Raw genomic sequence first — 11804 nt, 5'->3', positions numbered from 1 at the left:
TCGAGCAAAACACGCCCCCCTTTGCACCCGCCCCCGCAACCCGCCATATGCCCCTCATGTCCCGCGCCCGCGTCATCCTCCTCAACGCCGCTCTCGGCCCGCTGGATTACCGCGTCCCGCACGGCATGACCGTCGAACCCGGCTCGATCGTCGTCGCGCCGCTCGGCCCGCGCCAGTTGCTCGGCGTGGTGTGGGAAAGCGAGCACATGCCGTCCGATGCCGAGGTCGGCGACAATCGCCTGCGCAACCTCGTCAGCGTCCTCCCCGTCCCCCCGCTCGCAGCACCGCTGCGGCGGCTGGTCGAATGGACCGCGGATTATTACCTCGCCTCGCCCGCGTCGGTGGTGCGGATGGCGCTCGCCTCCACCTCCGCGCTGGAAGGCGCGAAGACGATCGTCGAATATCGCGCGACCGGCACGCTCCCCGACCGCCTCACCCCGCAACGGGAGCAGGCAATCGAACGGATCGGCACGACCCAGGGCCTGATCCGCGAACTCGCCGCGATCGCCAAAGTCTCCGACGCGGTGATCCGTGGGCTGGTCAAGGTCGGTGCGCTCGAGGCGGTCGAAGTCGACATCGACAGCCCCTTCCCGCGCCCCGACCCCGCCTTCGCCGCGCCTGCGCTCTCCGCCGACCAGCGCGCCGCGTCGGGCGTGCTCGTCGCGGACGTCGCCGCGAAAGCGTTCAAGCCGACGCTGCTCGACGGCGTGACCGGCTCGGGCAAGACCGAAGTCTATTTCGAAGCGGTCGCCGAGGCGATCCGCGAAGGTCGCCAGTCGCTCGTCCTGCTCCCCGAAATCGCGCTGACCGAGCCGTTCCTCAAGCGCTTCGCCGCGCGCTTCGGGGTGCAGCCGGTCGCGTGGCATTCGGGGCTGCGCTCGTCGCAACGCCGCCGCGCGTGGCGCGCGATCGCGAGCGGTCAGGCGCTGGTCACGGTCGGCGCGCGTTCCGCGCTGTTCCTCCCCTACGCCAATCTCGGGCTGATCGTCGTCGACGAGGCGCATGAGACGAGCTTCAAGCAGGAGGAAGGCGTCCACTACCACGCGCGCGACGTCGCGGTGATGCGCGGCAAGTTCGAGCAGATCCCGGTCGTGCTCGCCTCCGCCACCCCCGCGATCGAAACGCGCCAGCAAGTTGCCAACGGGCGCTATGCCGAGGTCAAGCTCCCCGGTCGTTGGGGTGCGGCGGAAATGCCGTCGATCCAGGCGCTCGACCTGATCGCCGATCCGCCCGAACGCGGCCGCTGGATCGCGCCAAAGCTCGTTACCGCGATTGGTGAGACACTCGCGCGGCGTGAACAGGTGCTGCTGTTCCTCAACCGGCGCGGCTATGCGCCGCTGACCTTGTGCCGGACTTGCGGGCATCGGTTCCAATGCCCGAATTGCACCGCGTGGATGGTCGAGCACAGGCTCGTCCGCCGTCTTGCCTGCCACCATTGCGGCCATACCGAGCCGGTCCCGCGCGTCTGCCCCGAATGCCAGAATGAGGACACGCTCGCGGCGGTCGGCCCCGGGGTCGAGCGGATCGCGGACGAGGTGGCCGCGCTGTTCCCCGATGCGAAGACCGCGGTGGTGACGTCCGACACGATGTGGTCCCCCGCCAAGGCCGCCGAGTTCGTCGCGAGGATGGAAGCGCACGACATCGACATCGTGGTCGGCACGCAATTGGTGACCAAGGGCTATCACTTCCCCAATCTGACGCTGGTGGGGGTGATCGACGCCGATCTGGGGCTCGACGGCGGCGATCTGCGCGCGAGCGAGCGGACCTTCCAGCAGATCATGCAGGTGGCCGGCCGCGCCGGACGCGGCGCGAAGCCGGGGCATGTCTTCATCCAGACGCACAGCCCCGATGCGAGCGTGATGCGCGCATTGGTGTCGGGGGATGCGGAAGCCTTCTACACCGCCGAGACCGAGCATCGCCGCGAGGCGGGCGCGCCGCCGTTCGGGCGGTTCGCGGGGATCGTCATCTCGAGCGAGGATCAGGGCGCGGCGTTGGAGACGGCGCGCGCGATCGGGCGGTCGGCGCCGACGCATGAGGCGATGGAAGTCTATGGCCCCGCGCCCGCGCCATTGGCGATGCTGCGCGGACGGCATCGCTATCGGTTGCTGGTGCACGCGCGGCGCGCGTTCGACGTGCAGGACATGCTGCGCGAATGGCTCGGCGGGGTGGACTGGCCGTCCAAGGTGCGCGTGGTGGTGGACGTCGATCCGTACAGCTTCGTTTAGCGGCTACCCGCCAAGCGCTTCCCCGGCGAAGGCCGGAGCCCAGTAGCGAGACGCCGGAAGGCGGGCGACTGCGCGATGTTTCATCGGTCATCACTACTGGGCCCCGGCCTTCGCCGGGGAAGCGCCATCGGTTTTAGCCCGATCCAGCCGAGCAATGGTATCGCTACAGATCCACCGAAGCCGACACTTTCACCGTCCTCGGCGCGCCCTGCAGCAACGCCGCCCCGAACGAGTCGAACGACGACGCCCAATAGCGTCGGTCCGCGACGTTATCGACGCCCAGGCGGAACGTCACCGGGCGGTCCGCCACGACCGCGACGTAGCGAGCGCCGAGATCGACCCGGGTCCACGACGGGATCGACAGGCTGTTCGCTGCATTGACCTGCTGCCGCCCGGTGTTGACCACCCGCCCGGTCAGCGTCACCCCGCGCAGGAACGGCGTATCCCACTCGACATTCCCGTTGATCAGATAGTCCGGCACGCCGACCGCGGTATTGCCGTCGTTCGCGCCGCCAGCGGTGTTGCGGAGCTTCGCGTCGTTGACCGACCCGCCCGCAATCACCCGCAGGCCACGCGTGAGTTCGCCATCGACGCTGAGCTCGATCCCGCGATTGCGCTGCTTGCCGAACACCCCGTAGCGGAACGTCGTCGGCGTGACGGCGATGCTGTACGCGCTCGGCTGCTCGGTCTGGAACAGCGCGATGCTCGCGTTGACCCGTCCGAGCCCGAGCTTCCCGCCGACCTCATATTGGGTGGATGTGTAGGGCGCGAAGATCTCGCCCGCATTGAGCGTCCCCGCCGGCGCGACCGGCCCGGCCGCGAGCCCTTCAATCCGGTTGGCGAACAGCGACAGCCCCGCGACCGGCTTGATCACCAGCCCGACGACGGGCGTCACCGCGCTCTCGTCATAGGTGCCGCTTAACGACCCGTCGGTGTACGAATAGCTGCGCTGGTTGATCGTCTGGAGCCGCAGCCCGGCGGTCAGCAACACGCGGTCGTCGAGCACCCCGATCGTGTCCGACGCGAACGCGCTCCCCAGCCGGGTCCGCGAGATGGGGAACGGGTCCGCGAGATTGCCGCCGACCAGCAGTGACGCGGGCAGCGCGATCTGCTGCGTATTGTAGAGGTTGGTCGCGAACCCGTCGAAGCTCGAGCCGTAGCGGAAGTCATACGCATTGCGGTTGACCTGCCAGATCATCGAGCCGCCGAAATTGATCTCCTGCGTCACGCCCCCCGCCGCGAGCTTGACGCGAATCCCCGCCTGCGCGGTCTCGTTATTGTCGGTCCGCGGGACGTACAACGCCGTGCCGCTCGCCGCGCCCGTCACCGCGTTGGTGACGGTGATCCCGCTGTAGATCCCCTGCTCACTCCCGTCGCGCGCGCCCGCGGCGGCGTAGAGCATCGCATTGTCGGTGACGTCATATTCGATCCGCCCCGATCCGAAGATGTCGCGCAGCGTGGTGTAGGCGAACTTCTGCCCGTAATTGGCGGTCGAATCGGGCACGCGCGGGATCGTCGCGCTGGCGATCGTCACCTTGGGGCGCAGGTCGCGGACCTGCACCCGCTGATACGCGAGATCGAGCGACAGCCGCAGCCGCTCGCCGCGATAGTCGAGGCCAGCGCCGATCACCGCGCTGCGGCGGAACTCGTCGTCGATCGCGACGTCGCCCGCGCGATACGCGCCGTTGATCCGCACCCCGATCTCGCCGCCGCTGCCGAAGCGCCGGCCGACGTCGAAGCTGCCGCCGAAATGCCGGTCGCCGCTATAGGTCGCGCTCAGTCGCGTGAGTGGTGTGTTGCCCGCGCGCTTGGAGACGAGGTTGACGCTCCCGCCGATCCCCGATCCGCCGGGGGCCGCACCATTGAGGAACGCACTCGCGCCGTTGAGGACCTGAACCTGTTCGTACAGTTCGGGCGCGACGAGCTGGCGCGGGGTCAGGCCGTACAGCCCGTTGAACCCGATATCGTCGCCGAACAGCGTGAAACCGCGGATCACGAACTGCTCGGCGGCATTGCCGAAGCCGTACGTCGTCCGCACCGACGGATCGTTCTCGAGCACCTGCCCGAGCGTCTGCGGCTGCTGGTTGAGGATCAGCGCGGCATTGTAGCTCTTGATGCTGAACGGCACGTCCGCCGCCACCTTGTTCCCCAGCACGCCGACCGCCCCTTCGCGCGACACTTCGGTGCGGTTCTGGCGCTGCGCCGTGACGACGATGTCGGCCGAGGAGTCGTCGGGCGTTGCGTCTGTGCGATCCTGGGCAACGGCGGGGGCGGCAAGCACGGCAGCGGCAAGCGCGACCGCCGAGGCGGTGCGGGGGAACAGCAAGGTCACGGTATCAATCCCTTTTGAAACCAGCGGGTCTTTGCCCGCCTCTGGAAGATGCAGCGTTGATCAGCGGCGACGCGCGGCCATTGCCCAGCCGACCGAGGCGACCGGAATGCCGAGCCCGATCCATGCGGCAGCGTCCCGCCAACCGCTGCCGGTCAGCGCGGCGATCAGGCCGGCGACCGTGCCCAGCGCGATCAGGGTCGGCAGCGCGAAGGTCGACCGAAGAATCATGCGACGTTCTCGGGAAGGCGGATGCGCGCCCACGCCCTGCCGCCGGCACGCCGACCGGCGGAGCGAGGCCCTGTCTCAGGGCCACGACCGAGCCAGAGATAGAGGCCGGATCCGAGAACAACGATGGTGAACAGATCGAGCATCGCCCAAAGCAGCTTGAGCGGCAGCCCGCCATAATCCCCGAAGTGCAGCGGACGCGACAATGACAGAGCCTTGAAATACCACGGCATCGGTCGCGCGTCGGTAAGCTGCCCGGTTTCCGCATCGACCAGCGCGGTGGTCAGCAAGTTTTCCGTCAGCGGCGTCGCGCCCTGGAAAAACACGGCATAATGATGCCCGCTGCTGAACGCCCCGCCCGGGAAGGCGATGAATTGCGGGTTCATACCCGGAATGGCGCGACGCGCCGCAGCCATTGCGACGTCGAGCGAGCCATAGCGCGATGGTGGCAGCGGCGGACGTCCCGCATAGGCTCGCGTCATTTCCGCCAGCTCGTTGGCCTGCCAAAGCTTGGTGATCGGCGTGACGAAGGCGTTGATCACTCCGGTCAGTCCGACGACGACCATCCATGCCAGCGCAACGATACCAACGAGATTATGGTAATCCAGCCACTTGAGGCGGCGACTCCGCGTAGTACGCAACGTCCCGAAGTCGAGTTTGCGCATGAACGGCGCATAAAGCACGATCCCCGAAACGACGGCGATCACGAAGACCAGGCCCATCACGCCGAGGAACAGCTCGCCCGGCAGGCCAAGGAACATGTCGGTGTGGAGTTGCAGCAGAAATTCGGTCATCGCATGCCCCGGACCGCCATTGCCGTCTTCCAGAACGTCACCGGTCAACCGATTGAGGTTCTGGATCTTCATCCCGCTGGCGGGAACATCGGGTCGCGCGCCCGTGGTCACGGTCATCAATGGCCGGTCGCTATCGAAGGCCATGTAGAGCGGGATTTCCCCCGGCCGCTTCGCCAGCGCTTTTGCAAGCATCGCGTCGAGCGGTCGCAGCTCCGGCGAGTCGCGGGACGCGGCAATGCCGGTGACCGACATCGCAGGATCCCCACCCAGGGCATCGATCTCGTCATGGAAAATCAACGGCAGCCCGGTGAGGCACAGCATCAGCAGAAACAGCGTGCAGGCCAGGCTGCTCCATTTGTGCAGCTGAACCCAGAAGCGGACCATACCGCGCGTCATCGCGGCAGTCCGTTATTTTTATTGCGACGCATTCGCAGCAACTAGCCGAGACGCTTGTTGCGAGCAAGTCGCAAAATGCCGACCCGTCATCAGCCAAGCTTAGCCTGCGTCTTGCTACGGTTGTCCGACGACGGCGTCCCTGCCATTGCCGGCACATGACCAGTCCCACGCGCCCGCTCCTGAGATGGTTTGCCGGTTGGAGCATCGTGCTGGCGGTCGGGGCGACGCCCTCGGTTGCTTCCCCGATCCTGGTGTCGGAGTTCGTCGATGCGGCGCCGCCCTACCCCCAGGCGCATGCTTCGACGATCATCCAGCTGACCGACGGAACGCTGGCGGCGGCGTGGTTCGGGGGCAGCGGGGAAAGTCGTCCGGACGTCACTATCTGGTTTGCGCGCCGGGGGCCGGCCGGATGGGACAAGCCGGTTGCCGTGGCCGACGGGCGCACGCGCGACGGCGTCCGCTATCCGACCTGGAACCCGGTGCTGTTTCAACCCGCGGGAGAACCATTGCGGCTGTTCTACAAGGTCGGCGCCAGTCCCCGCACGTGGCATGGCATGGTGATCGTGTCGCGCGACAACGGCCGGCACTGGAGTGCGCCGCGCGCCCTGCCGGATGGCGTGCTGGGTCCGATCAAGAACAAGCCGGTCGTCACGCCGGGGCGCGCGTGGCTGGCGCCGTCGAGCCGTGAGGCGGGCACGGCGGAACAGAATCGCTGGTTCATCCAGATGGAGCGATCGACCGATCACGGCCGGACCTGGCAGATCGAACCGCCCATTCCCTCGCCCATGGGGATCGAGGCGATTCAGCCAAGCGTGCTGACGTTCCAGGACAAGCGGCTGGAGCTCATTGCCCGGACGCGGCAGGGCGCGCTCGCGATGAGCTGGTCACGCGACGATGGCCGGAGCTGGACACCGCTCGCGGCCATCGACCTGCCCAATCCCAACGCAGGGACGGATGCCGTGACGCTGCGCGACGGTCGTCAGCTGCTCGTCTACAACCATAGCGCGCACTGGCCGGACCGGCCGGGAGATGGCCCGCGCTGGCCACTCAACATCGCGCTTTCAGACGATGGCGTACAGTGGCATCCGGCGCTGTCGCTGGAAACGCGACCGATGCCGGACGGGTACGCCTATCCCGCGGTCATCCAGTCGCGCGACGGGCTGGTCCACATCACCTACACCTACAACCGGACTCGGATAAAGCATGTCGTCGTGGATCCGGGCGCGCTGAAGTAGCAGGCGGCGACCGTTCGATCCGTCGTGGTGACACACCGTTCTGGCACCAGGCCCTCGATGCGAGCGCTGCGCCGCACATTCCCGCTGTCCCGCAGCGACGCTTCCTGTCAGAATCGACAGTATGGCTTTTTTACCGATCCTCAGCCCGACCGCCGCCCTGACGTCTTCGCGCGTCGCGACGACGGGGACCCCGCGGACCATGCGGACGCTTGTTCTGGCTGCTCTCCTGATCCTGGCCGGTCTTGGTTTCTTCCCGCAACCCGCCCGCGCCGACGACATCTCGGCCACGGCGCGCAGCGTGGTGCGCGTCGTGACGATCGCGATCGTCGATGATGAAGTCGTCGGCTTCGGGCACGGGAGCGGCTTTGCCGTGGCGCCCAACCGGATCGTCACCAACGCGCATGTCGTCGAGCTGGCGTCGCGGTACCCGGGCAATGTCGTCATCGGCGTGGTGCCGTCGGAGGGTACCAAGGGCTATGAAGGCAAGGTCATCGCGATCGATACCGTCCACGATCTTGCGCTGATCGAATTTACCGGCGCGCGCCTGCCGACGGTCGCGCTGTACAGCGGCCCGGTCGACGAGGGGAGTAACGTCACGGCGCTCGGCTATCCGGGCAACGTCGATCTGGCCACCGCGCGATCCGCGGCGGACTATATCCATCCGCTTTCCCCGATCCGATCGGAAGGCGTGTTCTCGGGGCGGCGGCAGATGTCGGGAACCGACGTGATGCTCCACACCGCAGGGATCGCGCGCGGCAATTCGGGCGGTCCGCTGCTCGACCCGTGCGGGCGCGTGATCGGGGTCAATTCGGCGATCACGAAGGCCGAGGACGGCGACACGAGCTTCGGCTTCGCCATTGCCGACAGCGAACTCGCGGCCTTCCTCGCGCGCGCGAAACAACCCTATGCCGCCGTAGGGACGCCGTGCACGAGCATCGCCGATGTCGACAAGGCCGATCGCGATGCCGATGCGCAGGCCCTGAGCCTTGCCGAGGCGAACCGCCGCGAGGCCGCCGCCCGGGCAGCGAGCGACCAGCAAAGCGCGCTGTCCAGCGCGCGTATCGCCGCAGACCGCCACCGCGAAAACGTCATGGCGATTGCCACGCTGATGCTGGTGCTGGGCGCCATGGGGATCGGTGGCGGGACGCTGCTCGAGCTGCAGCGTCGACGTCGTGGCGCGATCTGGGGCTGGGCGGGCGGCGGAATGCTGATGGTCGGCGCGGTCGTGCTGTTCGTGTTGCGCCCCAGCGGCGAGACGATGCTGCCCAAGGGTGTCGCCACGCCCGCGCCCGTGCCGTCCTCGACCGCTGTCTCCTCGACGGCGGCGCTGGGCAAGATGGTATGCCGGTTCGTTCCCGAGCGGAGCCGCGTGATATCCTCGCAAACCAGCGACGTCGCGATCGACTGGGGCCAATCCGGCTGCATGAACGGCCGGACGCAATATGCCGAGAACGGCAGTAAATGGGATCGCATCCTCGTTCCCGGGGAAGAACAGACGGTTTCCGTCATGCAGTTCGACCCCGCGACCCGCCAATATGTGACTCGTCGGTATTTCCTGTCGGCAAGCCAGATGGACTCGGTACGCAAGATCCGGTCGCAGGTAACGCTGAAGGCGTGCACGCCCGACGAGGCGGGGCGTGCGAACCTTGCCACGCAGCAGGCGGCGATCCGCGCCGCGCTGCCGCCACAACCCAATGAGAAGATCGTGTACACCTGCTCCCCCGCCGACCCGTCAGGCGTCTGAACGACGACGCACCCACACCGGATCGACGAACAGTCCGCGCCGGTGCGCCAGAACCAGCAGCATAACCCCGAAGACCAGGTTGACCATCACGGCGGGGACCGACGCTTCCGCACCGAAGCTGCCGCCGGTGAGCCAGTTCGGTCCCTGGATGGCGGGGCGTAGCAACCCGGTCTGCCTGAAGCCCGATACGGCGATCCCATAGATTCCGCCCTGCGCGAAATTCCACGCCGCATGCATCCCGATCGCCGCCCACAAACGCCGGGTCAGCATGTACAGCGCCGCAAGCATCACTCCCGCCTCCAGCGCGATCGCCACCGCGGCGGACATCGTCGCATTGGGATTGCCGAGATGCAGCGCGCCGAACAGCGCTGCCGACAGCGCAAGCGCGATCCAGCTGCCGAGCAGACGCTCGAGCAACCGAAAGAACAGCCCGCGCAGAACGATTTCCTCGACAACGCCCGACAGGATCGCCAGCGCGGCGGCGGCATAGAGCGACGAGACCGCCCCGGTCCCGACCATGCGATACCCGCCCAGCGCCGCGATGATCCCGATTACCAGGCTGAACAGCAGTGTTCCGCCCGCAAGCCCCGCCACCAGTTCGCGCACCCAGCCGGCTGCGGCGAACTCATAGACGGGCCGCCGCTCGATCAGCCGGACGAAGGCGACGTAGCTGCCCGCGATCAGGGCGGCAAAGGCTACCGCCTGGAGCACGCTGATCGGCGAGCCCTTGAGCGGCGGCCACTGCTTGGCGAACATGCTGGCGACGACCTGCCCGCCGAACACGAAGACGAAGCCGACGAACAACAGGATCAGCGGGAAATGCAGGAAACGCCAGACACGGCTGTGGGGCGGTGTATTCGGTTCGGTCGGCAGCATTGGCGGTTCCCCCTGTGAAAGGGGAGGCTAGCGTGGTTTGCGCGGGAGACAATGGCGGGGGGGCGCCTGCCTTGTCAGCGGCAGAGTGTGGTGCCCCCTCTTCGCTTTTCGAAATCCCAGTGGCGCCTAAGGTACTCCCTCGCGCTTACGTAGCACCACCTTCCGATCGATCCCGTAGGCGTAGCCGCCCAATGTCCCATCGCCACGCTGGACACGGTGGCATGGGACCACGATCGAGACCGGATTCGCACCGCACGCGGTCCCCGCCGCGCGCACGGCTGCCGGATTGCCGACCATCGCCGCCAATTCGGCATAGCTGCGCGTCTCGCCGAGCGGGATCGCGCGGAGCGCTTGCCAGATCGCTTCCTGAAATGCGGTCCCCTGCACGTCGAGCGGCAGATCCTGGTCGCGATCCGGGGATTCGACGCTGGCGACCACTTGCGCGGCAAGCGTCGCGAGCGCAGCGCCCCCGGGCAAGATCTCGGCCTCGGGAAAGCGTGCGCGGAGCGCAGTCTCGTCCTCGTCGAACGACACGCGACAGAGGCCCTTGTCGGTCGCCGCGACGAGCATCGCGCCGAGACTGGTGTCCGCGATCGTCCAGCGGATCGTCACCCCGGCCCCGCCGCGCTTCCACGCGCTCGGGCTCATCCCCAGCCGTTTCGCGCCATCCTCATAAAAGCGGCTCGGCGCCGAATAGCCCGCTTCGTAGATCGCCTCGGTCACGCTCGTGTCTCCCGTCAACGCCAAGGCCGCCCGCCGCGCCCGCAGACCGCGCGCATAAGCCGCCGGGGTCACCCCGGTCGCGCGCTTGAACAGGCGATGGAAATGGTGCGGCGCATAACCGACCTGCGCCGCGAGATCGTCGAGCGCGAGCATGTCCTCCGCCGCCTCGAGCAACGCGACCGCGCGCGCGACCGCGATCCGGTCGCGCCCGACCTCGTCGGGCTTGCAGCGCAGGCACGCACGATAGCCGGCGGCCCGCGCCTCGGCGGGGTCGCGGTAAAAGGTGACGTGCTCACGCTTCGGGTGACGCGCGGGGCAACTCGGCTTGCAGTAGATTCCGGTGGTCTTCACCGCGCCGACGAAGCGGCCGTCGCTATGGCGATCCCGCGCTTCGAACGCGGCCCAGGCCATCGTGGGATCGAGAAGGAAGGTCTGCGTCATGCCGACGCTATACGCTTCGGCGGGATGCGATCACATCCCGCCGGTTGCGTTCAAAGCGTCAGCCGCCGTTCGCGGCGAACAGGTCGAGCGTGCGCTGCTTGGCGAGCTTGGCGCTTTCCGCGTCATAATCGTCGCGCCGATCGGAGTTGAAGCCGTGGCCCGCGTCGTAGAGGTAGACGGTCGCGTTGGCCCAGTCCTTCGCGATGACCTTCTCGACGCCGGCGAGCGGAATGTGATCGTCCTTCTTGCCGAAGTGGAGGATCGTCGGAACCTTGGGCTCCTCGTCAGCGGCATCGGGGATCATGCTGCCGTAATAGCCCGACACTGCCGCGACGCCGCGCAGGCTGGTTGCCGCCTTCCACGCGACCGAGCCGCCGTAGCAATAGCCCACGACGAACACCGGGCCCTTGTCAGCGAGCGAATCGATGCAGGTCTGGACGTCGGCGAGCGTGAGTTCGAACGGATGCAGCTTGCTCGCGAGCTCGACGCCCCGCGCGAAGCCTTCGCCGGAATATTCGGCCTCGAACCCAGGATGCTCGCGGTCGAACACGGCGGGTGCGAGCACCTCGAAGCCGTCGGCGGCATAGCCGTCGCACAGACTGCGGATGTGATCGGTCACGCCAAAGATTTCCTGCACGAGCACGAGGCCGCCGCGGCGCGTCCCCTCGGGTTGCGCGTGGTAGACCGCGATTTCGGCGCCGTCGGACATGGTCATCGTGGTGGTGGTGGCGGACATGTGAGTCGCTCCTGCTGGGGGTGCCTGCCCATACCGCGCCGCCAGCGGTGGTCTAGGGGGTGTGTCCTGTCGCGCTG

General features: G+C 67.5%; 9 protein-coding genes. 3 read left to right on the top strand and 6 right to left on the bottom strand.

The window, feature by feature from the left end:
* Positions 1-56 precede the first annotated feature (56 nt).
* Positions 57-2225 (top strand): primosomal protein N', encoded by a 2169-nt coding sequence (locus tag L8G49_RS07055; RefSeq protein ID WP_242183510.1) that lies wholly within the window; start codon positions 57-59, stop codon positions 2223-2225.
* A 163-nt stretch (positions 2226-2388) separates the two neighbouring features.
* Here the strand turns inward: L8G49_RS07055 and L8G49_RS07050 are convergent, their stop codons facing one another.
* The 3 genes from L8G49_RS07050 to L8G49_RS07040 are packed head-to-tail and all read right to left on the bottom strand — an operon-like array spanning position 2389 to position 5972.
* Complete coding sequence (locus L8G49_RS07050) at positions 2389-4557, bottom strand: TonB-dependent siderophore receptor (protein ID WP_242183509.1); 2169 nt, start codon at positions 4555-4557, stop codon at positions 2389-2391.
* A 60-nt stretch (positions 4558-4617) separates the two neighbouring features.
* Positions 4618-4785, bottom strand: a complete 168-nt coding sequence (locus L8G49_RS07045) for a hypothetical protein (RefSeq protein ID WP_242139576.1) — start codon at positions 4783-4785, stop codon at positions 4618-4620.
* Complete coding sequence (locus L8G49_RS07040) at positions 4782-5972, bottom strand: PepSY-associated TM helix domain-containing protein (protein WP_242183508.1); 1191 nt, start codon at positions 5970-5972, stop codon at positions 4782-4784. Before L8G49_RS07040 ends, L8G49_RS07045 begins: the two co-directional genes overlap by 4 nt.
* Before the next feature lie 155 nt (positions 5973-6127).
* On the opposite strand from L8G49_RS07040, the gene L8G49_RS07035 reads away from it, so the two are divergent.
* Together L8G49_RS07035 and L8G49_RS07030 are read left to right on the top strand one after the other, a co-directional pair.
* Complete coding sequence (locus L8G49_RS07035; RefSeq protein ID WP_242183507.1) at positions 6128-7207, top strand: sialidase family protein; 1080 nt, start codon at positions 6128-6130, stop codon at positions 7205-7207.
* A gap of 199 nt (positions 7208-7406) precedes the next feature.
* Complete coding sequence (locus tag L8G49_RS07030; protein ID WP_242183794.1) at positions 7407-8951, top strand: trypsin-like peptidase domain-containing protein; 1545 nt, start codon at positions 7407-7409, stop codon at positions 8949-8951.
* Here the strand turns inward: L8G49_RS07030 and L8G49_RS07025 are convergent.
* From L8G49_RS07025 to L8G49_RS07015, 3 genes are all read right to left on the bottom strand, one after another.
* The gene (locus L8G49_RS07025; protein WP_242183506.1) at positions 8940-9827 is read right to left on the bottom strand and encodes a type II CAAX endopeptidase family protein; all 888 of its coding nucleotides are present in this window, start codon (positions 9825-9827) and stop codon (positions 8940-8942) included. The genes L8G49_RS07030 and L8G49_RS07025 overlap by 12 nt on opposite strands.
* Positions 9828-9953: 126 nt before the next feature.
* A complete protein-coding gene (gene ada / locus L8G49_RS07020; RefSeq protein ID WP_242183505.1) occupies positions 9954-10991 on the bottom strand; it encodes a bifunctional DNA-binding transcriptional regulator/O6-methylguanine-DNA methyltransferase Ada in 1038 nt (345 codons plus the stop codon).
* Between the two features lie 58 nt (positions 10992-11049).
* Complete coding sequence (locus L8G49_RS07015) at positions 11050-11727, bottom strand: dienelactone hydrolase family protein (RefSeq protein ID WP_242183504.1); 678 nt, start codon at positions 11725-11727, stop codon at positions 11050-11052.
* Positions 11728-11804 lie beyond the last annotated feature (77 nt).

This window comes from Sphingomonas sp. CARO-RG-8B-R24-01 (genome assembly GCF_022662295.1).
Taxonomy (GTDB): domain Bacteria; phylum Pseudomonadota; class Alphaproteobacteria; order Sphingomonadales; family Sphingomonadaceae; genus Sphingomonas.
Note: the sequence above shows the minus strand (reverse complement) of the source record. Positions and strands in the feature narration are given on the sequence as shown.